Below are 25,633 nucleotides of genomic sequence, written 5' to 3'. Positions count from 1 at the left end.
TCCTGTCTCAATTGTTCAGCGTGACTGAATTATTGTTTTGATCTGACGATTGTTCAGCAAAAAGCTTTTGTAATAAGGGTATTACGTTATCTGGAACCATGCCAGTAACATTTCCTCCGTGACGCGCAACGTCTTTAACTACGGAGCTTGAAACATGCTCAAGTATTGGATCTGCCGGCAAGAAAAGCGTTTCAATTCCAGCTAATTTGCGATTCACTAAAGCCATTCCAAGTTCAGCTTCATAGTCGCCGTTTTGACGCAAGCCTTTGACGATTGCCGTTGCACCTACTTTTTTGCAATAGTCGGTGATTAAGCCTGTTGTTGAGGAAACAACTATTTTTCCTGCGTTATTGCAGGAACAAGTATCAGCGCTAGTATCAGCGCAATTACTATGCGTATTACGCAAATTTTTCACAGCTTCGCGAATAATCTGCACACGCTCAGACTCTGAAAACAACGGTGTTTTTGCGGCGTTCACCGCAACAAGCACGTGTACTTCATCAAATAGATGCGTACAGCGTTGTATTACGTCTAAATGGCCGGCAGTGACTGGATCATACGAGCCGGGGCACACAGCTATAGTCATGCTTTTAGATTATCACCCACATAGCTCATAGTGAAACGCATACAACAATACAGTGCGGAAGTTTTCGTGCGTTTGTTGCAATAATGCTTTATGCTAGTTAATACTGACGTTTGATTGAGTCTGATTGAATTTAGTTTTATTAGGTTTGATTAGGTTTGATTTTATTAGATTTAGTCAGGCATGATTATAGAAAGGGATGCGCAATGCTTTCAACGTTATTAGCAGATAACACACTTAATGCAATTATGGAAGCCGATTCGCAGTCCTCTAATCCAGATTCCGGTTCAGGTACATCTACTTCCGTACTTGAGCGTCCGGAAGTAGATGAAGATGCTCGTTTAGACGACGGCGGAAATGCAGACCGATTTGCACACTACGTTTCTAAAGATCGCGTTGAAGAGTCGCGCTTAACAGGGCGACCGGTAGTTGCGTTATGCGGAAAAGTGTGGATTCCTCGCCACGAAGCAAACGACTATCCGGTATGCCCTGAGTGCAAGCGCATTTATGACGAAATGGGCAAGCTCAACTTCTAACAAGCAGCGCTATTAGTAAACGATACTAGCAAACTACTAACAAACTCTGCTGCTAAGCTGCTTTTCGCAAATGCGCAATTTATAAAACGCGTACTTCAGTTGGGATTGCAGGATCTCCACGCATCAAACTTTGCGCAGCCAACGGCAATCGGCTTAAAGCAGAAGCACAATAATCCTGGGCGCGCATAATCGCATCGTGACCCATAAACTGTTCGTCAGCTTCACCGTCAACCATGTAATCAACCAGCAGATTCTCCCACGAATCCTCAGGCTTAAACTGAGCGAGTGCAACTTCCGAACCGGAAATCACGCGTTCGCAATCTGCCACTCCGCAAGAATCACTGCTGTAATCGTATGAACGATACGCCAACTTACGTCCAGGCACAGTCGCTTTATTCTTAGACCTCTTAGCAACAGGCTGCATTACACCGTCCGCTCCTTCGCGCTCAGTAAGCTTATAAACCATTGCGCAAGTAGGAGCGCCAGAGCCGGTTACAAGCATTGTGCCGATGCCGTAAGAATCCACAGGAGCGGTTTGTAAGGAAGCCAAAGCATACTCGTCCAAATCATTCGTCACTGTAATCTTTGTGTTTTTAGCACCCAACTCGTCAAGCTGATTTCGTACACGACGAGCCAAAGCGCACAAATCTCCAGAATCAATACGAATTCCGCCAAGATCAGGTCCCGCAACTTCCACGGCTGTCTTTACAGCTTCCTCAATATTGTAGGTGTCAACAAGAAGCGTAGTGCCTTTGCCGAGAGCTGCAATTTGAGAAGTAAAAGCGTCGCGCTCAGTGTCGTGAACAAGAGTGAAGCAGTGAGCCGCGGTACCGATTGCCTTCAATCCGTAAAGTTTCGCCGCAAGCAGGTTTGCAGTTCCCTTAAAACCGCCAATTACAGCGGCGCGAGACGCAGCAACTGCAGAATATTCGTTCGTACGACGGCCGCCCATATCCATGCAAGGACGTCCTGCGGAGGCAGAAACCATGCGAGCTGCGGCAGACGCAACCGCGCAATCGTAATTAAGAACAGAAAGCAGCAAAGTTTCAAGCAAAGTGCATTCACCAAAAGTGCCTTCTACCTGCAAAATTGGCGAATTCGGGAAGAACATCTCCCCCTCACGATAACCGGAAATTTTACCGTGGAATCGGAAATTTTCCAGCCATTTAATAGTTTCAGCGCTAACAATTTTACGATCACTTAAGAAACGCAAATCATCTTCCGAAAGATGGAATTTTTGCAGCTCTTCCAAAATGCGACCCGTTCCGGCAACAACGCCATAGCGACGACCCTGAGGCAAATGGCGAGTAAAAATTTCAAAGACGCACTTACGATTTGCAGTGCCGTCCTTAAGAGCAGCGTCAAGCATAGTGTATTCATACATGTCCGTCATAAGAGCAGATGAAATCTCAGCCATGATATTCCTTTCAGTAACGAACAAAATAAAACTAGATATTGATGAATGTCGTATTACGTGCGGCTAGCTAATACGTAGCCACAAGGTAACGCTGGAATCATATTAGCTCTATCTACTGAGCTTGCTATTGGGAATGTGTGGAAAGCGCGGGCGTGACGACATGCTCCAAATGCGAGACAACACTCTCACGTTTGGAGCGCCAAACCACAGATAACCCTCCAAACACGAGAAAAGTTACCCACGTTTGGAGCGCCAAACCACAGATAACCCTCCAAACACGAGAAAAGTTACCCACGTTTGGAGCGCCAAACCACAGATAACCCTCCAAACACGAGAAAAGTTACCCACGTTTGGAGCGCCAAACCACAGATAACCCTCCAAACGCGAGACAACACTCTCACGTTTGGAGCGCAGCAACAAATCTCAGTATGAAGAAGCATTTATAATGGCAATTATGCTTAATAAGACTTTGAATGAAGAGACTGCAAAACTTAGTGAAGCCGCGCAAAACTTGCGCTTATACAACACAGCTTCACACAAAACAAGCGTGTTTAAGCCTGCAAAACCTGGGCAAGTTGGCATGTATGTTTGCGGCGCTACAGTGCAAAGCTCACCGCATATTGGACACATTCGCGCGGCAATCGCATTCGACGTAGTACGCCGATGGATGTTGCGTCTTGGCTACAAAGTTACGTTCGTTAGAAACGTCACAGACATTGACGACAAAATCATGAAAAAAGCTAGCGAAGCCGGACAAACTTGGTGGGAGCGCGCATACATTTATGAGCGCGAATTTACTGAAGCTTACAACACTTTGGGAGTTTTGCCACCAACGGTTGAGCCGCGCGCTACCGGCCATATTACGGATATGGTTGAGCTGATTGAGCGCTTAATTGAACGCGGTCACGCATATGTTATTAAAGACAGCGCCGGGAATCCTACTGGAAACGTCTATTTTGATGTGCCAAGCTGGGAGCATTACGGCGAGCTTACACACCAAAATCAAAATCGTAATGAAATTGATGGTGACGAAGCTTCCGCAATTGCAGACGAAAAAGGCCCAAGTGTTGACTCAGCAGGAAACGATATTTACAACCCAACCGACCCCGCAGACGCTTCCCCAGACAAGCACGACCCTAGGGATTTTGCGCTTTGGAAAGCACCTTGCGATTTCGACCAGCAGGATGCGCGCTGGAAAACACCTTTTGGCGAAGGACGCCCAGGTTGGCATATTGAATGCTCGGCTATGAGCCACCGCTATCTTGGCGACGATTTTGATATTCACGGCGGCGGATTAGATTTGCGATTCCCACATCACGAAAACGAGATGGCACAAACAACTGCCGCAGGCTGGAAAAGCGCAAATGTGTGGATGCATTCCGCGTGGGTTACAGCCAAGGGTGAAAAAATGTCTAAATCTTTAGGAAATGGCCTCTCCGTACCAGTTGTTTTAGCGAATAATTCAGCTTGGGTTGTGCGTTACGCACTTGGAGCCGTGCAATACCGCGCAATGTTGGAATGGTCCGACCAGGCTTTAGTAGAAGCAAAATCTGCTTACGATCGCATTACAAACTTCCTTGAGCGAGCTGGCAGATTGCTTGAAAATACGCCAACTCGAGAAGAAGTGCAATCTGTAGATGCAGACTTACTTCCGGAAGATTTTACTCGCGCAATGAACGACGATATTAACGTCTCTGGCGCAAACGCGGCAATCTTTACAGCAATCCGTCAAGGTAATGCAATTCTTGACGACTGCGCACAAGCACAAAACAGTAGCACGCAAAAACTGCTATATACAGCCGTTTTACAAGTGCGCGCTATGCTAGACGCGCTTGGATTGGACCCTTATGCAGATCCTTGGACTTCTAACGCAAATAAATCTTCTGCAACCGGAGCAAACGGAGAAAGCAGTAAGGAATGCGCAGCTTTGGACGCTTTAATCACTTTGCAGCTTCAGGCTAGAGCAGATGCTAGAAAGGCAAAAGATTTTTCTACAGCAGACGCAATTAGAGATGCGCTGAATAACGCCGGAATCGTAATTGAAGACGGCGCTAAAGGATCTTCGTGGCATTTGCAGTAAGAAAGCAACCACACAATAACGCAACGTTAGTAACAGCGGGTAGAATAGGAAAATTATGGCAGCATTTAGTTCGTTAACAGACCGCCTTTCTAGTGCTTTCAAGCATTTGCGTAGTAAAGGCAAGCTTTCAGAATCGGATATTGACGGCACAATCCGCGAGATTCGCCGTGCGCTTCTTGACGCCGACGTTGCTCTCGAAGTTGTACGCTCCTTTACAGCGCAGATTCGCGAGCGCGCTCTTGGCGAAGAAGTGTCTAAAGCGCTTAACCCTGCTCAGCAAGTTGTGAAAATTGTTAACGACGAGTTGACTAAAGTGCTTGGCTCTGGAGTTGATAGGCCACTTAATTTTGCGAAATACCCGCCTACTGTGATTATGCTTGCAGGTTTGCAAGGCGCTGGTAAGACTACTCTTGCCGGAAAACTTGGCTACTGGCTTAAAGATTCCGGCCACACTCCTTTGCTTGTAGCTGCGGATTTGCAACGTCCTAACGCTGTTACGCAGCTGCAGGTTGTTGGCGAACGCGCAGGAGTTCCTGTTTTTGCGCCTGAAAAGGGCGTACAAAATGGCGGAAATGCAATTTCTTTGCCATGGTTTACTAAAGGCGATCCTGTTAAAGTTGCTCGCGATTCTATTGATTATGCGCGCGAAAAAATGTACGACACTGTGATTATTGATACCGCAGGTCGTTTAGGCGTGGATGAGGATTTGATGAAGCAGGCGCGCAATATTCGCGATGCTGTAAATCCTCAGGAAGTGCTGTTTGTTATTGACGCAATGATTGGCCAAGACGCTGTTCGTACAGCTCAGGCTTTTAACGACGGCGTTAACTTTACTGGCGTTGTGCTTTCTAAGCTCGACGGCGATGCTCGAGGCGGTGCTGCACTTTCAGTAGCAAGCGTTACTGGAAAGCCAATTTTGTTCGCTTCTACAGGCGAAGGTTTGAAGGATTTTGAGATTTTCCATCCGGACCGAATGGCTTCCAGAATCCTAGATATGGGCGATATTTTAACGCTTATTGAGCATGCTCAGAAGCAGTTCGATGAGGAAGAATCACGCAAGGCTGCCGAAAAGATTGCTGAAGGAAGCTTTGGTTTAGACGACTTTTTGGAGCAGCTTCAGCAGGTTCGTAAGATTGGTTCAATGAAGAAGCTTTTGGGAATGATGCCAGGAATGGCCGCGCACCGCCAGGAGCTTGAGCAGTTTGACGATAAGGAAATCGACCGCACTGAGGCAATTATTCGCTCTATGACTCCTCAAGAGCGTAGAGACACGAAGATTATTGACGGATCTCGCCGCGCGCGAATTGCGGCTGGTGCTGGCGTGAGTGTTTCTAAGGTTAACGCGCTTTTGCAACGCTTTGAACAGGCCGCCAAAATGATGAAGCGTATGAGCGGCGGCGCCGGAATGCCTGGAATGGGCGGTATGCCTGGATTTGGCGGCCCTGGCGGAAAGTCGAAGCGCAAGGATAAAAAGTCGAAGAAGAAGGGCGGAAAGTCTGGAAATCCAATGCGCCGCGAAGCAGAAGAGCGCGCGCTACGTGAGCGACTTTCTGGAGAATCTTCCGGAAGCGGAAGTAACGACGTTGCTGGCTCCGCTTTTGCAAAGCCACAGCAGCCAAATCTGCAGAATCTTCCTGAAGGCTTACAAGATCTTATGAATTCTGAAAATTCGAATCAAGATAATCAACTTCCACCTAACTTCGGCGGCGGATTAGCCGGATTATTCGGAAGATAAGCGGTTATTCGGAAAAATAAACGGTTATTCGGAAGATGAGTTTTGTATTAGCAATTCTGTGGGTTATATTTGCGGCGCTTCTTTGCTGGCAGTTGCTTCGGTGGCTGCCGGCAGGCGCGGATAAATATAACCCACTTCCGTATATTATTGCGCTTCTTCCGCTTTCGACTTATGTTGTAGGAGCGCTGCTTTTCTTCAGTATTTTCGCTACAGAATGGCAAGTGCTGTACGCATCTAAAAATCCGCAATCGTATAATTTCGCTCAATCTTACGCATATTTATGCATTGCTTACGCGGTACTATTTTTGATTTCACTTAAGTCGTATACGCCGTACTGGTTTGGAAGCTTTAGAAGCGCGCGAAAAGAAAAGCCGGAAAATTACCAGGAAATCCGCGTAATGACACTAAATTGCAGATACGGAAAAGCAAACGCATCTCAAATAATCGAAACTGCGAAAAAATACAACGTAAACACGTTACTTTTACAAGAATTAAGCGAATCCTTAGTAAAAAATCTTGAAAAACTAGGTATTTACGAAATTTTTCCAACTTCTTGCGTAGGTAGCAAAAGCGAGCACAATAACGGTGGATTCAACGCGATTTTTACACAATATTCCGCGATTTCTACTTGCAATAATGTCATAAAAATTGAGGCAGCAAGCGTGCCAAGCGTTACAACTTGCTTAGATTTTGGCGCGTCTACAAACGTTTTCGTAAACTTTGCTTCCGCACACCCAAAGTCGCCGATGCGCGGGTGCAAAGCTTGGAGCGAGGGAATCCGCGCGCTGGCAAATCTTGTGAAAATTTCAAAAAGTATAAAAAGCACTGAAAATACAAGCACTTCAGAAACTTGCGAATTATCTACACTCACAATTCTTACAGGAGATTTGAACTCCACAATAGACCACCCAAGTTTTCCCTCGCTTTTAAAATCCGGATTTTTAGACGCTTCTATTTGTCTTGGAAAGCGCCTAAAAACTTGGCCTACTTGGCTTAAATGGCCAAATCTTACTCTTGATCACATTCTATTTTGCGCAAAAAATTTGCACGCCGAAGCCGTGTGGCAAAAAAACGCCGTAATAGACGGCACTGATCACCTTGCATACATCGCATCAATCGCCCTATATACGCTGGAATAAAAACGTCCAAGCGCGCAGGCATAATGGATAAGTTATTCGCGTGAATCGGCGCCCTCTTCCCGACCACGTGAGGAACATGTGGAAGCTCGCAAGGAGTGCCCCACACCCGAACGAAATTCCACGACTCTAGTTATAAGGAGAGCCATTTTGGCAACCAAGATTCGTCTTAAGCGACTCGGCAAGAAGTTCTATGCCTTCTACCGCGTAGTCATTTCTGATTCGCGCAACAAGCGCAACGGCAAGTCCATTGAAGAGATCGGCGTTTACGATCCAAACAAGCAGCCATCTATGATTCAGATTGATTCTGAGCGCGCACAGTACTGGCTTGGCGTTGGCGCACAGCCAACCGAACCAGTGTTGAAGCTTTTGAAGATTACCGGCGACTGGCAGAAGTTCAAGGGTCTTGACGGTGCTGAAGGTACTTTGAAGACTTCCGAAGCTGGCCCAGATGCACAGGCTCGCGTTGAGGCTGTTGAAGCTGAAGCTCAGAAGTTGAAGGCTGCTAAGTCTGAAGCCGCTGCTAAGGCTCAGGCTGCAGCAGAAGCTGCTGCAAACGAAGCTGAAGAAGCTCCAGCTGAAGCACCAGCAGAGGCCGCCGAAGCTGCCGAAGCCGAGGAAAAGGCTGAGTAATCATGCTGGCTCAAGCTGTGGAACATCTCATTAAAAACATCGTGGATTTTCCAGATGATGTGTCGGTGCGTTCTCACGAAAACGCTCGCGGCGAACTGCTGCGCGTACGCGTGAATCCTGAAGACATTGGCCGTGTAATCGGCCGAAACGGTCGTACTGCTAATGCTATTCGCATTGTTGTGCAAGCCTTAAGCAATCACAATGTGCGCGTAGACATTATGGACGTACGTAAGTGAGATGAACGTGGCCTTAGACCAACAATCTTTTGACAACCCTCAGCAAAGTCGTAATGACCTGCTGAGGGTTTGTCGTATCGGAAAAGCCCAAGGTTTAAAAGGCGAAGTGACTGTACAAGTCTTTACCGACGAACCTTACGAGCGTTTCGAACCTGGAAACGTGTTATGCACTGCCGACGGCGAGCGCGAGTTTGTTATTGAGAACGCAAGGACGTTCAAAAATCGTTGGATTTTACTATTCGAAGAATCACAAAATCGCAACGACGCTGAAGCTCTTAATGGCATTGAATTGTATGCGCCTGCGGAAGATGCGCAAGAACTTGCTGCCGAAAATGCTTGGTATATTAAGGATTTGGTCGGTTTGCAAGCGCGTCTTTGCAAGGAAAATCAGCTTGGGCTTCCGGCTGAGACTATTGGAAAAGTTGTGGATGTGCTCGATGGCGCGCAATCTCTGCTAAAAATCCGATTAAATAATCCGATTGACGACGATAATAAGACTGCGCTTGTGCCATTTGTTGAGGCGCTTGTGCCGGAGGTTGACGTCGATGAAGGGTATTTGACTATTGACCCTCCAGGCGGCTTAATTCCAGGTCTTTCGCAATAGAGTGCATTATGATGGACATCGATATTGTTTCCGTATTCCCAGAGTATTTTCAAATGCTCGATCTGAGCCTACTTGGCAAGGCGCAAAATAACGGCTTACTTAAGATTCACGCGCACAATTTGCGAAAGTGGACTCACGACGTGCATCAATCAGTTGATGATACTCCTGTTGGCGGCGGCGCCGGGATGGTTATGAAGCCGGAAGTTTGGGCTGAATGCTTAGACGAGCTGCTAAATCTGCCGAATCAGAAAAATGCGCAAGATTCTCAAAATACGCAGAATCTACCGATTCTTATTTTCCCAAACCCTTCTGCCCCACTATTTACGCAAAAAGATGCAACGGAATTAAGTCACGCTAATCATTTGCTATTTGGATGCGGAAGATACGAAGGCTACGACGCTAGAATTCCGGAATATTACCGCGCAAAAGGCATCGACGTGCGCGAATATTCGATTGGTGACTACGTGCTTAACGGCGGCGAAGTGGCAGTAAGCGTTATGCTTGAGGCGATTACACGCCTAATTCCAGGGTTTATGGGCAATCCTGAGTCGATTGTTGAAGAGTCGTATACTGGTGCAGACGCGCTTTTGGAACACCATCAATACACGCGTCCAACTACTTGGCGCGGTATAAGCGTTCCGGAAGTGCTGACTTCTGGAAATCATGCGAAGGTAGACAGATTCCGCCGCGATGAGGCACTTTCTAGAACTAGCGAGATTCGACCGGATTTAATTAAGCAACTTGACTGCCACAAACTAGATAAAGCGGATCGAAAAACACTCATGGCTCTCGGATGGGAAGTTTCAGGCGATCATCCGCGCAAAAACGATGGAAAATAAGATTAGTCGCGAGAAGGCTGAATAAACAAAACAGAAGTTTCACCGTAATTGCGCGTGTCAAACAGCTCCCAACCCTCAGGAACCGCGGGAGCGACGCTACGCGCGCTGCGTTCAAGCACAATCAGCGTATCAGCCGCAACGCTAGCAACTCCGCTAGAAATCATCGAAGCCAATAAACTTTCACAATCCACAGTTTCGTAAGCATAAGGCGGATCAATAAAAATCAGCTCGAACGCTTCCCCACTATAATCTGCAACGAACTGCTCCGCACGCTTGCGAATCACCCTCATAGAAAGCGCAGAATCCCAAGACTTTGAACTCTGCAGTACTTTCAACGTACGAAGTATAAGAGCCGCTGCTTGCGAATTTGCTTCAACAGACACAAGTTCGCGCGCGCCGCGAGATAGCGCCTCAACGCCTAACGCACCTGTGCCGGCAAACAAATCAAGAACGCGAGCATTGTGCATAACATCCCACGAATCAAGGCGCGAAAAAATTGCCTCCTTCGTGCGATCTGTGGTCGGCCGCGTGCAAGATTGCGCCGAAGTGAGAGGCAGAGATTTGAAACGTCCCGCAATAATATGCATACTTCTAGCTTAGCTGTAACTTCAAAAGGAAACAAACGCCGCGTATTTTCCTGCAAATGTTACACAAAAACCCTCCAAACGCGAGAAAAGTACCCCACGTTTGGAGCGATACGCCACAGATAACCCTCCAAACGCGAGAAAAGTACCCCACGTTTGGAGCATTTTACTTATTTACTTCTTCAGGATTCGGAATCAAGAAGGAGCAAACAAACGCAAGTGCAAGCAACACAATGCCCGCAACCATCGAAGCCATGTATCCGCCTGTTGCACCATTATTTCCTGCAACATTCGTCATCACAGCGTAGAGAATTGCAAAGCTCAAGCCTGCACCCAAGTTAAACGCTCCAGCATTCATGCCTGGCAAATAGCCTGGATTATCTTTTGGAGAAAGCACAATACCAAGTCCGTTAAGCATAATGTTGGCAATACCAGCGTAGCTTACGCCCATAGCGAGCGAAAGCACCACAAGAGCCCACACGGAAGGCACTCCAGCAACGTAAATGCCAAAAAGCACACCAACCATGCTCAGCAAAATACCCACACGAAGCACCAAACGGTATCCAAACTTTGCGGCCAAAATACCAGCAATAGGTCCGAACAGGAATCCAATAATTGCGTAAGGGGTAAGCGTTGCAAAGCTCACAACATCAGCTCCCAAATGTGCACCAGCCTTCGCATCCTGTGCAAGCTGCGGCACAACGCCGTTCATCAAAGCAAATACGCCAGTCATCGTCAAAAGCGTGCAAGAAAGAAGACCCCACGTACGACGCTGTTTCATGTAATGCGTAGAAACAAGCGGAGCTGCACTATTGCCCTCAATCTTCCAGAACACAACGAAGAACACAACAGCTACAACAACAAGTCCTGCAATCATAGTCAAGTTTGCAGAAGCAAGCTTATCAATCTCATTAATTGCAAGGTATGCTGCCAAGAACGCAATGCCAAGGGTTATAACGCCAAGCCAATCCATTCGCGGCGTTTCTTCAGCGTGAGATTCATCCGCAGCAAGAATAACCATAACAACTGCAACAACAGCAATACCTGCCATAGTCCAAAAGACGGAACGGAATCCATAATTGCCAGCAAGCCATCCGCCAAGAAGGGCATCAACGCCTGCAATACCACCGTTTACGGAAGTTAAGATTGCCATCAACCTTGCGTAACGCTTTTCTTCCGTCACGCGAACGCGCAGCATAATCAAGCACATTGGAACCACAGGACCAGACGCACCTTGCAAAATACGGCCAATCATCAAAATATTCACGTCTGGAGCGAGAGCTGAAACAACGCAACCTAAAATCGTAGAAATTAAAATGCCAATAAGCACCTTTTTACGACCAACTAAATCAGCTAATCGCGGCAAAAACAGCGAGAACAAAGCTGCTGCGGTGAAGAATACCGTTTGAGTTAAGCCGATTTGCGTATCGGTTGTGTGAAGCTCTTTCGTCATCGTTGCTAATGCAGGAGACAGCATTGAAGCGTTAAGCTGGAATGCAAAAATTGCCACAAGAAGCGCCGTCATTAGCGCTACAATTGAGCGGCCGCCTTTATCTAACATGGAAGGCGCTGGAGATGAAACCTCAGTCATAATAACCTCGTATCAAAATTTGATAATACTTGGAAAATATCCGCAATAATTCTAGTACAATTAGCCAATACGCTTAAGCGCGTCGACAATCAAATCCCAGAATTTATCAAAATCAAGCTTCGTAGCAACCTGAGTATGGCACTCTTCAGCCGAAGGCTCAGGTCCGCGCAAATCTGCAACTGTCATACCAAGTGTCAAATCACCCTTAATTTCAACGTCAAGCGGGCAGCGACGAGTTTGAACAACACTGTGGTCAATCAAATACGCAATCGTGCAAGGATCGTGCACAGGCGGATCAATAAAGTCCTGATTATTCTGGTATGCCTTGCGGAAGAAGTCCATTAAACCGCTAGCAAACGCCGCAAGAGGCGTTCCGACTGCGTCAATCTTTGCTTGAGCTTCCGGCGTGCAAAGAGCCTGATGCGTTAAATCAAGGCCAACCATTGTAATAGGCCACGCCTCGTTAAACACAACATGCGCAGCTTCCGGATCCGTCTTAATATTAAACTCCGCAACCGCGCTCCAATTTCCAACGTGGTAGCCGCCGCCCATAAGCACGACTTCCTTAACGCGGCTAACAATTCGCGGCTCCATGCGCACAGCCATAGCAATATTCGTAAGCGGGCCGGTTGGAACGAGAGTAATCGTGCCAGGCTCGTGGCTCATAATCGTGTCAATAATCCAATTTACAGCGTGGCCTTCGTCCAATGGGCGCGTCGGTTCCGGAAGAGTTACGCCGTCCAAGCCTGTTTCGCCGTGGACTGCAGCCGCAACTTCCAGCGGACGAATCATAGGGCGATCGCAGCCTGCGTGCACAGGAATATTAGTAGCATGCGCCATTTCCAGCGTTGCGCGCGCATTATACGTGACTTTTTCGAGACTTTGGTTGCCGCCAACAGTTGTTACGCCAATCAAATCGATATTCGGGTTGCCAAGTGCTAACAAAATAGCCATGGCATCATCATGACCAGGATCGCAATCCAGGATTATGGAAGTCATTATTACTCCTTTGTAAACTGATTCATTTTTTCAAGTGCGACACTATAAGTCACATAACATTTGTCTATACGCGTAAACAAATGACCAAGAATAAGTATAGTAGGACAACGCTTTATTGCAATAAAATTTCTGCACAATACAAAAGCGACATAAACTACTCACAGCTGAGTCGTTTCGGTCGAAATCGCAAGAAATCTGACGCAAACGGCATGAAAAAAGGGCTTCTAGCGATTTGCTAGAAGCCCTGCTTGCGGATGAGGCGAGATTCGAACTCGCGGTAGGTTTCCCTACAACGGTTTTCAAGACCGTCTCCTTAGACCGCTCGGACACCCATCCAATCTGCGAAGAAACGCAATAAACAATTAACACGCTTCAACGCACAAGGGTTAAGCATATCATCACGCTTGGAACGCGACTATCACGCTTCCCACTTCGTAGGCTCAATAACTTCCTTACCGCCCATATAAGCCTGCATTGCCTTTGGAATATCAATCGAACCGTCTTCATGCTGATGATTTTCCAAAATAGCCACAAGCCAGCGAGTAGTAGCCAAAGTACCGTTCAAAGTGCTTACTGGCCTGGTTCCGCCATCTTCCATGCGTTCGCGCACATTCAAGCGACGAGCCTGATACTCAGTGCAATTAGAAGTAGAAGTAAGCTCACGGTAACGACCCTGCGTTGGAACCCAAGCTTCGCAATCAAACTTACGAGCGGCAGAAGAACCAAGATCGCCTGCAGCAGTATCAATAATGCGGTAAGGTACTTCCACCTTAGCCAGCATTTCCTGCTCCATGCCGAGCAACTTTTGATGCTCAGCGCGAGAATCTTCCTGCTTGCAGTAAACGAACATCTCGACCTTGTCGAATTGATGCACGCGAATAATTCCGGAAGTATCCTTACCAGCAGCGCCAGCCTCACGACGATAGCAGCTAGACCAACCGCAATAGCGCAAAGCGCCGTTGCTTAAGTCAAGAATCTCATCCTCATGCATACCAGCCAAAGCAACTTCAGAAGTACCAACCAAATACTGATCATCTGGCTCGCGAAGGCGGTAAATCTCGTCCGCGTGAGAATTCAAGAAGCCAGTTCCGCGCATAACTTCCGGACGCACAAGCGTTGGAGTAATCGCAAGCGTAAAACCGTGCTCTTCTGCTTGATCTACAGCCATTGTAAGCATTGCGATTTGCAAGCGAGCCACAGCGCCACGCAAGAAGTAGAAGCGAGAGCCTGCAACCTTTACACCGCGACGCATATCAATTCCAGCAACGCCGGTTCCAAGAGTTAAATGATCCTTTGGCTCGAAACCTTCATCCGCAAAATCGCGAGGAGTACCAACCTTCTTAACGACAACATAGTCGTCTTCGCCGCCTTCTGGAGCCTCATCTTCAACGATGTTAGAAAGCTTCCACATTGCGGTTGTGTAGTCGGCAGTAGCTTTTTCGGATTCAACCTTATACTCAGCCACCTTTTGAGCCAATTCCTTAGTTTCTGCAATAAGCGCGGCTTTTTCTTCCGCAGGAGCAGAAGCAACCTTCTTACCAATCGCCTTCTGCTCAGCGCGAGCAGCTTCAAAAGCCTTAAGAGCATCACGGCGCAAATCGTCATTGCGCAACACTTCATCGACGAGTTCAACGGACTCACCACGCTTGCGCTGCGATTCCTTAACTACGTCTGCATGTTCACGAATAAATTGAATATCAAGCATGCACTCTAGCCTAGTGCCGCAAGGCGACAGATAAATATACAGGCAAGTATGCAGATAAATACATGGGGTATACTTATATAAACAGACTAAAGATAGGAGAAAAAATGGCAGTTATTCACGCAAGCCAGGAAGATTTTATGTCTATTATTAAGTCTAACGAAATCGTTTTCGTTGACTTTTGGGCAACATGGTGCGGTCCGTGCCGTTCATTTGGTCCAATTTTTGAATCTGTAAGCAATAATCATCCAGATATTGCTTTTGTTAAAATCGACATTGACGAAAATCAGCAAATAGCAGAAGAAGCAGAAATCCATTCTATTCCAACTATTCAGGTCATAAAAAATGGTGGATTGGTTTGGAATCACCAAGGTGCTATAACTGCTAACGAATTAGAGTTGGTAGTTTCAAAAGCAAAAGAACTTGTAACGGACGACGATTCAGAAGACTGAAATTAATAAACGTTGAAATAACACCCTTCTCTTTACGTGCTACTAGAATATTAATAACTTTGGTTATTTGCCAACTTGGTTATTCGCAGTCAAGCTCTCGATTGTGCTATTTATTTTGATTGCGTTTACTCAACAAAGGGAGATTTATGGCCACCAGTCACCGCAAGCATACCGTTACGCTTAGTTCGCTCAGTTTACGTCAGTGGGCTAAGTTTGGTGCGATTATTGTGAGCTCCGTATCTTTGGTGGCACTCGGCTTTACTTCTCGCGGCTTTTACACTTCATCTAAAGAGCACGCAGCACCTGTCACTTCGTATTCTGCAACTGATTCCACGCAAGTTTCTCGTGGCGCTGCTCGAGATGTTTTCACTAAAAGCGCAACTTCATATATAAACGTTGTTATAAACGGACATCATCGCACGATTTTAGGCACTAATTTTACCGACGTAAAATCAGTTTTAGACGCTGGCGATATTACTCTTGAGCCGCACGATGTTGTAACGCCTTCACTTAACACAAAAGTTGACGAATCAACCGTTATTACAATCAATCGCGCCGGAGCAAAGCTCGAAACTTCCGACGACCCGATTGCTTTTAACGTTGTGAAAAAAGAAACAGCAGCTCTTCCAAAAGGTACTGAAAAAGTGCAAAGCCAGGGCGCTGACGGCGTTATGGAAACAGCAAAAATAGTTACGCGCACAAAAGGTAAAGTTGTTTCTTCCAACGTTTTTGCTTCCTACGTAAAGAAAGCTCCAAAAGACAAGGTTATTCTTGTTGGAACTGGTGGCGTTTCGGCAAATCTTGGATTAGCTGCTTCTATTGGAACTACAGTTCCAGCTGGCGAAATGCAGCAATGGGCTCACGACTGGCTTATTTCCAACGGTTATAGCGAAGCAGACTTTACAGCTACAGTGTTCATTATTTCTCATGAATCAGGCTGGAGAGTAAATGCTATGAATCCTTCTGGAGCTTACGGCTTGCCTCAAGCTTTGCCGGGCGGAAAGATGGCTTCTGCGGGTGCTGACTGGGCCACGAATTACCAGACTCAGCTTCGCTGGTTCTGGAATTACTGCAACGGCCGCTACGGTTCTATTCAGGGAGCTTATCAGCACTGGCTTTCCTACCGCAGCTACTGATTTAAGCAATTTTAATTTTTAAATATAATTTGCGCTAAAACAAGTAGGTTCCGCAAGCCGGTTCCGCAAGGCAGTTCATTACGCTGACTACGCACGCTGACTACGTACTCTTGTTTAGCGCGTTGATTTTACACGTTGGTTTTACACGCTTTCTAGCTTTAGAACAGAAAAGGATCTTATTGTGGCAATAGCAAATTGGCTATCTTCTGAAAGCCGTAATCTCAGCCATGCTTTGGCAGGAGAAGAAGCATACCGCAATAATCGTCTTACTAAACCTGCACTAATTTCCCTTGCAATTCTTACATTTATTACCTTCATAGGCAATTTTGCACAACTGCAACTTACGGCAGCTCTTCCAACAATCGTGCAAGAATTTGGCATAAGTGTTACAACAGGCCAGTGGCTAACCTCTATTTTCCAGCTGATTATGGCAATTATGGTGCCGCTTACAGCGTTCTTAACCCGCCGCTTTTCAACGCGTCAAATTGTTATTACTTCCATGCTTCTTTTTACAATCGGCTCAGTTCTTGCGTGGCTAAGTAACGATTTTATGATGGCACTTATTGGCCGCGCTCTCGAAGCGATTGGCACTGGCGTAATGTGGCCTGTTTTGCAAATAACCGTCTTCTCCGTATTCCCTGTTACACGACGCGGCATGGCCATGGGTAGTGTCGGTATGGCAATGAGCATTGCTCCAGCAATCGGCCCTACTATTGGTGGTTTGCAAACTGATATTAACGGATGGCGATCAATCTTCTTCTCTCTTACGATTATCGGCATAATTTCCGTGATTTTATCGGTTCTTTTCTTGCATAATTTTGGAGAACACGATCCTAACGCTCACGCCGACTTCTTCTCGGTTGGCCTTTCAATTATTGGTTTTGGCGGACTTATGTTCGGCTTCACTAATATTGAAGGATGTGGAATTGCGAATCCGCTTTCTTGGGTTCCTATGGTTGTTGGCGCTTTTGGAATTGCTTGGTTTGTTATAAGACAGTTGATAGCACAGAAGAGTGGGCGTATACCTCTTCTAGGTATTGGCGTGCTTAAGAATCGTTACTTTATGATTGGCACAATTTGCGCATGCTTAACTTTCTTCGCTTTTAGCTCGATTATGGTGCTTATTCCGCTTTATATTCAGTCTGACCGCGGTTTTTCTGCCACGATGAGCGGCCTAATTCTACTTCCAGGTGCTTTTGGAATGGCGATTTCGCAATATTTTGGCGGACACATGCTGGATCGTTTTGGCGTTAGACCAGTTGCAATGGCAGGCTCTATTATTCTGCTTTTTGGCACTGTAATGATGAGTCTTATTGACATGAATACGTGGATTTGGTGGATTTCTATTTGGCAATTCACGCGCCAAATTGGTATGGGGTTCTTGCTTATGCCAATAACAACCTGGTCGCTTAATTGCTTGCGTCCAGAAGAGCTTGGCGATGGTTCTGCAGTAACTAATACTATGCGTCAGCTTTGGGGTGCGATTGGCGCTCCTGTGCTAGTAGTTACTATGACGGTTCTAACAACGTGGCATCATACTGTTACTGGCACCGGTCACGCAGCAGATGTTGCTGCCAGTATTTTTGGCGTGCAGTGGACGCTACGTATTAGCGCGATTATTACAGCTGTTATGGCACTACTGGTCATTTTTGGCGTTAAAGGTGAAGGAACAGGATCAGCGCATAACCTTGCGCGCAGGGCAATCAATCGAATGCGCGTTCTGCATATTCCTCACGCAACAGAGCATCACGATGTTATGCACGATCACACGCATCATCAATACTAAATAGCTCACAGGCGACCAAAACTACTCAACGTTGCGCTGTTTAGGTCGCCTTTCGTTTTAAGCACAGCATTTACTGCACAAATCCAAGATGATGCTGAGTAGCACAAGAGTCTTCGTTGTCAAACTCCCCCGCATCTGCAGCATCAACCAACGTCATGGCAGCATCAGCAAGATCCGGTCGCAACGCGTCCAACCAGTGGATGCGCGCATCCCTACCAAACCAACCCATTTGTTTGCGCGCTAGCCTACGAGTTTTCTGCGCAATATCCTCAAAAGCCTCGTCCTCGCTCCATACGCCATCCAAATAATCCATAATCTGCTGGTAGCCGAGAGCACGAGCTGCAGTCACACCCAATCGCCCTCGAATTGCACGCACTTCGTCCACAAAACCCTGCTCGCGCATCAACTGTGTACGCAAATTCACACGCTTATCTAAATCGTCACGCTTTAAATCTAAACCAATTTGCAAGCAATCAATCACATACTTATAGCGCGGAAGCGTTGCAGAATAAGGCTTTCCTGTAAGCTCAATCACTTCAAGCGCGCGTATTGTTCGGCGAGGATTGCGCGCATCCATATGAGCTGCGGCAACCGGGTCCTTCCGCTGCAACTCCGCAAAAAGCACACCCGAACCCTCTTTGCGCTCGCGCTCCTCCAAAGCCGCACGAATAGTCGCATCCGTACCAGGAAAAGTAATATCATCCACGGCAGCGCGCGCATACAATCCAGAACCGCCAACTAAAATCGGCCTAACACCGCGCGACTGCAACTCACGAATGCACTTTCTCGCAAGATCCTGAAAGCGCGCGACGGTCATAGTCTCCTCTGGATCGATAATATCCAGCAAATGATGCGGCACTTCCGCCTGCTCCTGAGCGCTTGCCTTCGCTGTACCAATATCCATATGCCGGTACATTTGATACGCATCTGCATTGATGATTTCCGCGCGCACTCCGCGTTCAGCTAATTTTTTTGCCAGCGCAATACCAAGACCTGTTTTGCCGGAAGCTGTAGGGCCTACGATTGAGATCACTTTCGGCACGTGATTCTGCTTATTTTCCGCCACGTCACGCTCCTTCAACACGTCACGCTCCTCAACTTACGCGCATACAAATCAGATTTATCTTAAATATTATAGATTAACCTACAGTTTAGCAGTTTCTCGAGTATTATAGAAAGACGTGATACTTGATCGTCATAATCGCGTAAACGCAGCAGAATTGTACGCCCGCCTTCACAGCAACGAAGCAATTAGTGAGCAGGGCGTCGAAAACAATACCTATATAGATAACAATACAAATACGCACGAGCAACACGAACACGAGCACGCTTCGCATAATTGCCCAAACTGCGGCAAATCCAACTCCCCAATGCTGCCGGAAGATCAAATCGACGAATTCGTAAACATGATGCAAGTTTACGAAGGCGCAATGTACGAAATCAGCACAAAGCTTGAGATTCTCGACAGCGAATTCCAGGTGCGCTTCTCTCATGACCCAATTCACCACATGGAGCGCAGACTTAAATCGGTCCACTCTATTTTTGAAAAGCTGCAGCGCCGCAATCTGGAAATTTCTACGCGCTCTATACGCGACAATCTTTTCGACGTTGCTGGCATTCGCGTCATCTGCAATTATTGCGACGACGTATACTCCGTAGCTCAGTACCTTTCTAAACAAACAGATATTCAGGTGCTGCGAGTCAAGGATTATATTAAAAATCCTAAGCCGAACGGATACCGCAGTTTGCACGTGATTTACGCCGTGCCTGTGTTCTTGTCGTCGGGCGCGCATTATACGCCGGTTGAAGTGCAGTTCCGCACAATTGCAATGGATTATTGGGCTAGTTTGGAACATGCTTTGCGATATAAATCCGGCTTGCCGGACGCAAAGTTGGCCGAGCACTCGCAGACTTTGCTTGATTGCGCACGCAGTTTGCAAAATATTGAGGCGCAGATGCAGGGCATTCACCGCGATATTAACGGCGCTCCTCGCGCTGAAGAAGCACCAAATAGCAGGGCGTAAGAATAGTTGCGTTAAGGCGCATGCACATACTTGCTTTGTACAGACGTACTAAATTACGTTACAATTTTTAGCATTTTTTAAGATGCATCAGCTAAAATATTATGAGAACGTTGTCTTGACAGCGTTTTATTTCATAGCTGTTAAGGAGAAATTATGACAAACTTTACGCAAGATTATTACGGAGCGAGCGCTCCTGAAGTAATCGACACTAATGCTACTTACGCTTTTGAAAAAGCAAAAAGAATTTCTGTAGGTCGCACTTACGGTGAAATGACGATTGGTCTTGCTGTGACTGCACTAGTTGCAATGTTTACGCAAACCAGTAATTTATTCTTGCAATTTATGCTTGCAACTCGCGGCTGGGGTTGGATTTTGCTAATCGGCGCGCAAATTATCATATCCGTTTTTATGGGCACTCGCATTATGAAAATGAGCACTACTACAGCGCGCGTTCTGTTTTACGTTTATTCTGCTCTAACCGGTTTTACGCTCAGCACTATTTTTATGGTGTTTAGCTTAGGTTCGATTGCGCTCGTATTTGCGTTAACTGCAGGATTCTTCCTTTGCTTGACTATGCTTGCGCTGACTACGAAGATGAATCTACTTAAAGCTGGACCAATTCTTATGGTTGCGCTTATTGCGTTAGTTATTACACAAGTTATTTTGATGTTCGTCGCTCCTGGTGCGGGCGTATTGCGAATTGTTGCGGCTATTGGAATCCTGATTTTTGCTGGTCTAACCGCTTACGATGCGCAAGCAACGCGTTCTCTTCTTGAACAGTACGCAAATCAGCCAGAAATGGTTAAGAAGCTGTCGATTTTCTGCGCTTTCCAGCTTTATTTGGACTTCATTAACATGTTCATTTATTTGCTGCAGCTGCTTGGGAATAACAGAGATTAGTAGTTCTGATTTTCTAAACATAAAAACCCTGCTGATTCGTTCGGCAGGGTTTTTATTATGCACTCTTTTATGCAATTGTTCCAGACAGTTACTAAAATAACAGTTAGCAGCTGGTGGCTGTACTTACGGACTAGTATTTATTTGAGATTGTTGAATAAGAAGGTTGAGTTTATGCCTGGGATTATTGGCATGTTAGTTAATCGTATTAAAAGTGGTTTAAATCTTAAAGTTTTTAAGCTAATTGTTGGTTCAATTATTTCTAGCTGCATGATTTTTGGCATGATACCTGCTTATGCGGCTTTTGCGCAAAATACGCTTGGGGGGGGGGGCTGCGTTAACTAAGCCTTCTGCATCTAGTACCGGTAGTGACAGTGTAGCCAAGCCAGAAGATCCAAACAATTTATTTGCTAATAACCCAAAACTTAAGAGAGACTTGTATAACAGCTTGTCTTACTCTCAAAACGATGGTTTTACTTTACCTGATTCTGTTGAAAAGTGGCATCCAACAAAAACAGATATGGAGAAAATCAAAAAGCTTGGTTTAAGCATTGAAGACATTAGTGACATCAGCTTTTTAAAGTATTTTCCAAATCTTGAAGAATTGAAATTAGATCACAATAATATTTCTGATTTAAAGCCGCTTTCTACTCTTACAAATCTTAAAACATTGGATTTGAGTGATAATAATATAAGTGATATTTCTAAATTGGCTGGTTTAACAAATCTTAAAAATTTGAATTTGAGTGGGAATAATATAAGTGATATTTCTAAATTAGCCAGTTTAACAAATCTTGAATCTTTGGACATAAGTATAAACAAAGTTAGTAATGTAGATAGTCTTGTTAGTCTTTGTAATGGCAAGCTTATAAGCATTAAGGCTGAAGAAAATAGTATTAGAAACGTTGATAAGATTTACGCTATTGCTGCTGTAAAAAGCGATAAATTGTTTGCTGATGCCAAAAAAGATCCGTATTCGTATGTGTTATATTCAAAATCCAAATACGATAGTTTGTATGATTTTTCTAACCAGCATATTGAAGAAAATATAACTACTCAGCAGGCTAAAGATGGGTATGAATATACTAAGCTTTTGGCGTCAACTATTAAAGATAAAGATTACAACTTTACTTATAAGTACGTTTATAGATATGTTCCCACTCCATTTATGCGGCCAACTTATATAAATGATAAAACTATTACAATAAACGAAAATGATGGAGTTAAATTAATAAATTTTGACCTAAATAAAACATTAGGATTTGAGTTCTATTCTCATACAGGTGGAGGAAATGTTCATGTTGGTCCTAATTTTTTGTTTAATGGAGAATTGTTGATTCGTCAACATAAGATACAAGATTTTAATATTGAACTTGGATTTGGTGAGGGAAGAGGGATTGATATATCATCTCTAAAATCCAAAGTTGTAATAGACGGATTTAAAAAGGGCACGGATTATTTTGATTTTTCATATTGGGATGCCTGGAATGAAAATATTAATACTGATGGTGCAATTAGCAGGAATGCATATCTGCCTGGCGAATACAATTTTGCTGCAGCTTTAAAATATACACAAGGAGAAGCAAAAGACAACAAGATAATCGGGTATGATTCTGTTGATAACTTTAATATTCACGTTAAAGTAAAAACAATGGCTGAAACGTGGCCTGCTAAAAGTAGTGATGTGAAAATTAATGATATTGATTCGTCTAGTGCTACGCAGTCTAGTAGCAAACCGACTGTGAAATCGATTAGTGATGATGTTAAAAATCAGGTTGAGGGATTATTTGTAACAGGTGGAAAACGTAAATATCCTGCAATTCCTGCTGGTTTAAAGCCTACTGCATGTGATTATTGTGATCCAGAGGATGATGATTGTAATAAGAGAAATTGTGGTAACGAAACAAGCGCTTATTCATTCTATTTGTATGGGCCAATGAATCCTGAACGGACTATTTTCAAAAAAGTAGGAGATTTTTGTGCATATACGAATGATGATGATGTTGATGTTGCATATTATTACAAGGCGCCTACGGTTACGATAGGTGATGATTTTAAAAAAATACCTGACGCAACTGATAAAGATCAAACTGTTAATGTTCCTGTTACGGTTACTTATCTTGATGGATCGCAGTGTAAGTTTTATGCGAGCTTTACTGTAAAGGCAAAGCCAAAGCCGAATCCGGATCCAAATCCAAACCCAAAGCCGAATCCGGATCCAAATCCAAACCCAAATCCAAACCCTGGCCCTCAGCCGGGTCCAAACCCTGGTCCTCAGCCGCAGCCGCAGCCGCAGCCAACACCAACGCCTGTGCCAACGCCAGATCCGCAGAATCCACCAGTTGTGCCTACACCTGCTCCAACTCCGTCAAATCCGTCGACTCCAAATCAAAATCCGCAACCTTCGCCAGATCAGTGGTCTCACATCGTTGCCCCCGAGCAAACAGATAAACCGGAGTTAAATATTAAAGATGGCGACGGAACTGAAAATCCGGACGACATTATACATTTGCTGAATCCTAATCATTGGAATAACAATGATTCTGGCACTACAGGCACAAACTCCACAGATTCAAATGCTGCAGATTTTAACGTTGCAAATCCTGCAAATACGTCTAACAAAGGAATTAACGCTAACACAGGCAAAACTGCAAACAAATCAAGCAATAAACGTCACAAGTTATCTAATACTGGAACGGATACATACTGCGTAATCATTGCATCCTTCAGCTTATTAGTGCTTGGATTGCTTGTTGCAATTTCAGCAAGACGCAAAAATGTTGGATCTCAAGAATCTAACAAAATCTAACGAGCTACTATAAAAACCCTGCTGATTCGTCGGCAGGGTTTTTATTTATGTGTTCTACGCTCCAAACATGAGACCAGTCGCGCGCATTTGGAGCGACAAACAACCCCAAACTCTCCAAACGCCGGAAAAATACACGGCAAATGTGGTCAGCCAAGGCAAAAACGACAACAAATGCCAGAGAACTACACGTCGAATGTTTCCCAAACAGGCAACCAGAGACCCTAACGCAGTACGCAATCTGCACTAATGTCCAATAATCTACAATCAGAGAACCTAACGCAGTAACCCATCTGCACCAGTGCCCAAAAATGGGCAAAATGAGACACTCGCGCAGAAAACAGGTCATCGCTCGCAATGCATCGCTCAAGCAGGTCGTCGCGCCAACGTGAAACCAGTCGCGCGCGTTTGGAGCGCAAAACCGCCTCCAAGCCTCCAAACGCGAGATGAATTACCCGCATTTGGAGCGATACGCCAGAGCAAACCCTCCAAAAGCGAGCATCAAATCCCGCATTTGGAGCAAGCGCGAAACAACAAAAGACCCCACGAGTTTCCTCGCGGGGTCTTTGTTAAGCCTTAGCTAATACTTTCAGTTAAGAAAATACTAGGCAAGAATCTTGGTCACACGACCGGAACCAACGGTACGGCCACCTTCACGAACTGCGAAGGTCAAGCCCTCTTCCATTGCGATGGCCTGGATCAACTCAACAGTGAATGTTGCGTGATCGCCTGGCTGAACCATCTCAACGCCGTCTGGCAAGGTGATAACGCCGGTGACGTCGGTGGTGCGGAAGTAGAACTGTGGACGGTAGTTGGAGAAGAACGGCGAGTGACGGCCACCTTCGTCCTTGGTCAAGACGTAAACTTCGCCTTCGAACTTGGTGTGTGGGGTCACAGAACCTGGAGCAGCCACAACCTGGCCACGCTCAACGTCGGTACGGGTGATACCACGGAGAAGAAGACCAGTGTTATCGCCAGCTTCGGCCTCATCCATCTGCTTGTGGAAGGTCTCAATGGAGGTAACGGTGGTGGTCTGGGTGTCACGCAAACCAACGATCTCAACTGGGGTGTTGATTGGGAGCTTACCACGCTCAACACGACCGGTAACAACGGTACCACGACCGGAGATGGTGAACACATCCTCGATTGGCATCAAGAATGGCTTATCAAGATCGTGAGTTGGGGTTGGGATGTACTCGTCAACAGCCTTCATGAGTTCCTTGACGGTCTCTACCCACTTGTCGTGATCTGGAGCGTCATCATGCAAAGCACCGTAAGCAGAGGTGCGGATGACTGGGCAGTCGCGATCGAAGCCGTTTTCGTCGAGGAGGTCACGGACCTCTTCTTCAACGAGGTCAATAAGCTCTGGGTCATCAACCATATCGCACTTGTTCAAAGCAACGAGGATCTTCGGGACACCGACCTGCTTAGCGAGCAAAACGTGCTCACGGGTCTGAGCCATAGGACCATCGGTAGCAGCAACCACGAGGATTGCGCCATCCATCTGAGCAGCACCGGTGATCATGTTCTTAACGTAATCAGCGTGGCCTGGAGCGTCCACGTGAGCGTAGTGACGTGCTTCAGTCTGATACTCGATGTGTGCGATGTTGATGGTAATACCGCGTTCCTTCTCTTCTGGAGCGGCATCAATCTGATCGAAGTCATACTGAGGGTTCAAATCAGGATATTCGCTGTGCAGCACCTTGGAGATAGCCGCGGTCAGAGTAGTCTTGCCGTGATCAACGTGACCAATGGTACCAATGTTGACATGCGGCTTAGTACGCTCGTACTTTTCCTTTGCCATGTGTTTGTCCTCCTGGACGTCTCGTAGTTTGCTTCACACGAATGTGTAAAGTC

Annotated in this window: 23 protein-coding genes and 1 tRNA gene; 15 read left to right on the top strand and 9 right to left on the bottom strand. The window is 45.9% G+C overall.

Translation table 11 applies throughout. From position 1 onward, the window contains the following. Positions 1-7 precede the first annotated feature (7 nt). Positions 8-586 carry a pantetheine-phosphate adenylyltransferase gene (gene coaD, locus HXT52_RS01445; protein ID WP_421776031.1) on the bottom strand — a complete coding sequence of 193 codons (579 nt, stop codon included), beginning with the start codon at positions 584-586 and terminating at the stop codon, positions 8-10. Between the two features lie 203 nt (positions 587-789). Between coaD and HXT52_RS01440 the strand changes: the two genes are divergently transcribed. Then, positions 790-1,119: a DUF3039 domain-containing protein gene (locus tag HXT52_RS01440; RefSeq protein ID WP_116794194.1), complete on the top strand. Its 330-nt coding sequence runs from the start codon at positions 790-792 to the stop codon at positions 1,117-1,119. A gap of 79 nt (positions 1,120-1,198) precedes the next feature. On the opposite strand, the gene HXT52_RS01435 is transcribed toward HXT52_RS01440, so the two are convergent. Beyond that, the gene (locus HXT52_RS01435) at positions 1,199-2,536 is read right to left on the bottom strand and encodes a nicotinate phosphoribosyltransferase (RefSeq protein WP_116794195.1); all 1,338 of its coding nucleotides are present in this window, start codon (positions 2,534-2,536) and stop codon (positions 1,199-1,201) included. 454 nt (positions 2,537-2,990) lie between these two features. On the opposite strand from HXT52_RS01435, the gene cysS reads away from it, so the two are divergent. The 7 genes from cysS to trmD all read left to right on the top strand — a co-directional run bounded on the left by cysS (position 2,991) and on the right by trmD (position 9,799). Beyond that, positions 2,991-4,616 (top strand): cysteine--tRNA ligase, encoded by a 1,626-nt coding sequence (cysS, locus tag HXT52_RS01430; protein WP_421776172.1) that lies wholly within the window; start codon positions 2,991-2,993, stop codon positions 4,614-4,616. Positions 4,617-4,671: 55 nt separating this feature from the next. After that, the gene (gene ffh / locus HXT52_RS01425; RefSeq protein WP_421776030.1) at positions 4,672-6,351 is read left to right on the top strand and encodes a signal recognition particle protein; all 1,680 of its coding nucleotides are present in this window, start codon (positions 4,672-4,674) and stop codon (positions 6,349-6,351) included. A 35-nt stretch (positions 6,352-6,386) separates the two neighbouring features. Further along, positions 6,387-7,490 (top strand): endonuclease/exonuclease/phosphatase family protein, encoded by a 1,104-nt coding sequence (locus HXT52_RS01420; RefSeq protein ID WP_421776029.1) that lies wholly within the window; start codon positions 6,387-6,389, stop codon positions 7,488-7,490. Positions 7,491-7,637: 147 nt separating this feature from the next. Continuing rightward, positions 7,638-8,120, top strand: a complete 483-nt coding sequence (gene rpsP, locus HXT52_RS01415) for a 30S ribosomal protein S16 (RefSeq protein ID WP_004127517.1) — start codon at positions 7,638-7,640, stop codon at positions 8,118-8,120. 2 nt (positions 8,121-8,122) lie between these two features. After that, positions 8,123-8,356, top strand: coding sequence for an RNA-binding protein (locus HXT52_RS01410; protein WP_004105376.1), 234 nt, complete (start codon positions 8,123-8,125; stop codon positions 8,354-8,356). A 1-nt stretch (position 8,357) separates the two neighbouring features. After that, positions 8,358-8,960, top strand: a complete 603-nt coding sequence (gene rimM, locus HXT52_RS01405) for a ribosome maturation factor RimM (RefSeq protein ID WP_421776028.1) — start codon at positions 8,358-8,360, stop codon at positions 8,958-8,960. An 11-nt stretch (positions 8,961-8,971) separates the two neighbouring features. Next, positions 8,972-9,799: a tRNA (guanosine(37)-N1)-methyltransferase TrmD gene (gene trmD / locus HXT52_RS01400; RefSeq protein ID WP_421776171.1), complete on the top strand. Its 828-nt coding sequence runs from the start codon at positions 8,972-8,974 to the stop codon at positions 9,797-9,799. Positions 9,800-9,801: 2 nt separating this feature from the next. Here the strand turns inward: trmD and rsmD are convergent, their stop codons facing one another. From rsmD to serS, 5 genes are all read right to left on the bottom strand, one after another. Further along, a complete protein-coding gene (gene rsmD / locus HXT52_RS01395) occupies positions 9,802-10,386 on the bottom strand; it encodes a 16S rRNA (guanine(966)-N(2))-methyltransferase RsmD (RefSeq protein WP_421776027.1) in 585 nt (194 codons plus the stop codon). Positions 10,387-10,549: 163 nt separating this feature from the next. Then, on the bottom strand, positions 10,550-11,974 hold the full coding sequence (locus HXT52_RS01390; RefSeq protein ID WP_421776026.1) for an MFS transporter: 1,425 nt from the start codon (positions 11,972-11,974) through the stop codon (positions 10,550-10,552). Between the two features lie 60 nt (positions 11,975-12,034). Then, positions 12,035-12,973, bottom strand: coding sequence for a nucleoside hydrolase (locus HXT52_RS01385; protein WP_004136865.1), 939 nt, complete (start codon positions 12,971-12,973; stop codon positions 12,035-12,037). A 251-nt stretch (positions 12,974-13,224) separates the two neighbouring features. Then, positions 13,225-13,309 (bottom strand) — tRNA-Ser (locus tag HXT52_RS01380). 82 nt (positions 13,310-13,391) lie between these two features. Next, on the bottom strand, positions 13,392-14,678 hold the full coding sequence (gene serS / locus HXT52_RS01375; RefSeq protein WP_421776025.1) for a serine--tRNA ligase: 1,287 nt from the start codon (positions 14,676-14,678) through the stop codon (positions 13,392-13,394). 104 nt (positions 14,679-14,782) lie between these two features. Between serS and trxA the strand changes: the two genes are divergently transcribed. From trxA to HXT52_RS01360, 3 genes are all read left to right on the top strand, one after another. After that, a complete protein-coding gene (gene trxA, locus HXT52_RS01370; RefSeq protein ID WP_004127552.1) occupies positions 14,783-15,127 on the top strand; it encodes a thioredoxin in 345 nt (114 codons plus the stop codon). A 146-nt stretch (positions 15,128-15,273) separates the two neighbouring features. Next, the gene (locus tag HXT52_RS01365; RefSeq protein ID WP_421776024.1) at positions 15,274-16,263 is read left to right on the top strand and encodes a G5 domain-containing protein; all 990 of its coding nucleotides are present in this window, start codon (positions 15,274-15,276) and stop codon (positions 16,261-16,263) included. A 181-nt stretch (positions 16,264-16,444) separates the two neighbouring features. After that, positions 16,445-18,049: an MDR family MFS transporter gene (locus HXT52_RS01360; protein WP_308583036.1), complete on the top strand. Its 1,605-nt coding sequence runs from the start codon at positions 16,445-16,447 to the stop codon at positions 18,047-18,049. 70 nt (positions 18,050-18,119) lie between these two features. On the opposite strand, the gene miaA is transcribed toward HXT52_RS01360, so the two are convergent. After that, the gene (gene miaA / locus HXT52_RS01355; RefSeq protein WP_032841704.1) at positions 18,120-19,115 is read right to left on the bottom strand and encodes a tRNA (adenosine(37)-N6)-dimethylallyltransferase MiaA; all 996 of its coding nucleotides are present in this window, start codon (positions 19,113-19,115) and stop codon (positions 18,120-18,122) included. Positions 19,116-19,230: 115 nt separating this feature from the next. On the opposite strand from miaA, the gene HXT52_RS01350 reads away from it, so the two are divergent. The 4 genes from HXT52_RS01350 to HXT52_RS01335 all read left to right on the top strand — a co-directional run bounded on the left by HXT52_RS01350 (position 19,231) and on the right by HXT52_RS01335 (position 23,779). After that, positions 19,231-20,073 carry a GTP pyrophosphokinase gene (locus HXT52_RS01350; protein WP_421776023.1) on the top strand — a complete coding sequence of 281 codons (843 nt, stop codon included), beginning with the start codon at positions 19,231-19,233 and terminating at the stop codon, positions 20,071-20,073. Positions 20,074-20,226: 153 nt separating this feature from the next. Then, the gene (locus HXT52_RS01345; RefSeq protein ID WP_410314467.1) at positions 20,227-20,973 is read left to right on the top strand and encodes a Bax inhibitor-1/YccA family protein; all 747 of its coding nucleotides are present in this window, start codon (positions 20,227-20,229) and stop codon (positions 20,971-20,973) included. Between the two features lie 171 nt (positions 20,974-21,144). Beyond that, the gene (locus HXT52_RS01340) at positions 21,145-21,315 is read left to right on the top strand and encodes a hypothetical protein (RefSeq protein WP_415700039.1); all 171 of its coding nucleotides are present in this window, start codon (positions 21,145-21,147) and stop codon (positions 21,313-21,315) included. Next, positions 21,266-23,779 carry a leucine-rich repeat domain-containing protein gene (locus HXT52_RS01335; RefSeq protein WP_421776022.1) on the top strand — a complete coding sequence of 838 codons (2,514 nt, stop codon included), beginning with the start codon at positions 21,266-21,268 and terminating at the stop codon, positions 23,777-23,779. Before HXT52_RS01340 ends, HXT52_RS01335 begins: the two co-directional genes overlap by 50 nt. A 601-nt stretch (positions 23,780-24,380) precedes the next feature. Here HXT52_RS01335 and tuf read toward each other — a convergent pair. Continuing rightward, the gene (tuf, locus tag HXT52_RS01330; protein WP_004136843.1) at positions 24,381-25,580 is read right to left on the bottom strand and encodes an elongation factor Tu; all 1,200 of its coding nucleotides are present in this window, start codon (positions 25,578-25,580) and stop codon (positions 24,381-24,383) included. Positions 25,581-25,633 lie beyond the last annotated feature (53 nt).

Source organism: Gardnerella sp. KA00288, from assembly GCF_049244085.1.
Taxonomy (GTDB): Bacteria; Actinomycetota; Actinomycetes; order Actinomycetales; family Bifidobacteriaceae; genus Bifidobacterium; species Bifidobacterium greenwoodii.
Note: the sequence above shows the minus strand (reverse complement) of the source record. Positions and strands in the feature narration are given on the sequence as shown.

Coding starts and splice junctions, on each gene's coding strand:
- coaD (WP_421776031.1), bottom strand. CDS start 586: ATGACTATAGCTGTGTGCCCCGGCTCGTATGATCCAGTCACTGCCGGC.
- tuf (WP_004136843.1), bottom strand. CDS start 25,580: ATGGCAAAGGAAAAGTACGAGCGTACTAAGCCGCATGTCAACATTGGT.
- ffh (WP_421776030.1), top strand. CDS start 4,672: ATGGCAGCATTTAGTTCGTTAACAGACCGCCTTTCTAGTGCTTTCAAG.
- HXT52_RS01345 (WP_410314467.1), top strand. CDS start 20,227: ATGACAAACTTTACGCAAGATTATTACGGAGCGAGCGCTCCTGAAGTA.
- HXT52_RS01420 (WP_421776029.1), top strand. CDS start 6,387: ATGAGTTTTGTATTAGCAATTCTGTGGGTTATATTTGCGGCGCTTCTT.
- serS (WP_421776025.1), bottom strand. CDS start 14,678: ATGCTTGATATTCAATTTATTCGTGAACATGCAGACGTAGTTAAGGAA.
- HXT52_RS01410 (WP_004105376.1), top strand. CDS start 8,123: ATGCTGGCTCAAGCTGTGGAACATCTCATTAAAAACATCGTGGATTTT.
- rimM (WP_421776028.1), top strand. CDS start 8,358: ATGAACGTGGCCTTAGACCAACAATCTTTTGACAACCCTCAGCAAAGT.
- HXT52_RS01440 (WP_116794194.1), top strand. CDS start 790: ATGCTTTCAACGTTATTAGCAGATAACACACTTAATGCAATTATGGAA.
- HXT52_RS01365 (WP_421776024.1), top strand. CDS start 15,274: ATGGCCACCAGTCACCGCAAGCATACCGTTACGCTTAGTTCGCTCAGT.
- HXT52_RS01385 (WP_004136865.1), bottom strand. CDS start 12,973: ATGACTTCCATAATCCTGGATTGCGATCCTGGTCATGATGATGCCATG.
- HXT52_RS01335 (WP_421776022.1), top strand. CDS start 21,266: ATGCGGCTTTTGCGCAAAATACGCTTGGGGGGGGGGGCTGCGTTAACT.
- HXT52_RS01435 (WP_116794195.1), bottom strand. CDS start 2,536: ATGGCTGAGATTTCATCTGCTCTTATGACGGACATGTATGAATACACT.
- trxA (WP_004127552.1), top strand. CDS start 14,783: ATGGCAGTTATTCACGCAAGCCAGGAAGATTTTATGTCTATTATTAAG.
- rsmD (WP_421776027.1), bottom strand. CDS start 10,386: ATGCATATTATTGCGGGACGTTTCAAATCTCTGCCTCTCACTTCGGCG.
- cysS (WP_421776172.1), top strand. CDS start 2,991: ATGCTTAATAAGACTTTGAATGAAGAGACTGCAAAACTTAGTGAAGCC.
- HXT52_RS01340 (WP_415700039.1), top strand. CDS start 21,145: ATGCCTGGGATTATTGGCATGTTAGTTAATCGTATTAAAAGTGGTTTA.
- trmD (WP_421776171.1), top strand. CDS start 8,972: ATGGACATCGATATTGTTTCCGTATTCCCAGAGTATTTTCAAATGCTC.
- HXT52_RS01390 (WP_421776026.1), bottom strand. CDS start 11,974: ATGACTGAGGTTTCATCTCCAGCGCCTTCCATGTTAGATAAAGGCGGC.